The sequence below is a fragment of the Novosphingobium huizhouense genome (genome assembly GCF_020179475.1).
Taxonomy (GTDB): domain Bacteria; phylum Pseudomonadota; class Alphaproteobacteria; order Sphingomonadales; family Sphingomonadaceae; genus Novosphingobium; species Novosphingobium huizhouense.
In genome coordinates this window covers 1-324 of record NZ_JAILXZ010000019.1, presented here as the reverse complement: position 1 = coordinate 324, position 324 = coordinate 1, and the positions used below count along the sequence as shown (strand labels likewise).

The 324-nt window shown below is 63.3% G+C and carries 1 protein-coding gene; it reads right to left on the bottom strand.

The window, feature by feature from the left end; translation table 11 throughout:
• A partial coding sequence (locus tag K3A85_RS17800) for a tripartite tricarboxylate transporter permease (RefSeq protein ID WP_263624939.1) occupies positions 1 to 238 on the bottom strand: 238 nt, incomplete at its 3' end.
• Positions 239 to 324: the final 86 nt, after the last annotated feature.

The following is a 324-nucleotide window of genomic DNA, read 5'->3' as shown; positions in this document are numbered from 1 at the left end:
ATGCGGCCAGGATCGCGGGAGGAGTGCGCATCAGGGTCGAAAAGACCTGCGCCACGCCGATTCCCGCGCCGATCATCAGGATATTCGCGACGATCATGGCGGCAAAGATCGTATAGACCATCGACGGGTCCATCATGAACAGCAGCGGGCCGGGATTGATGCCGTGAAGCATCATTGCGGCCAGCATGATGGCGGTGGCGGCGCTGCCCGGAATGCCCAGTGTCAGCAGCGGCACCATGGCCGCGCCGGTGGTCGCGTTCTTGGCGGCTTCGGGCGCGGCCAGACCTTAGATCGGAAGAGCGTCGTGTAGGGAAAGAGTGTAGG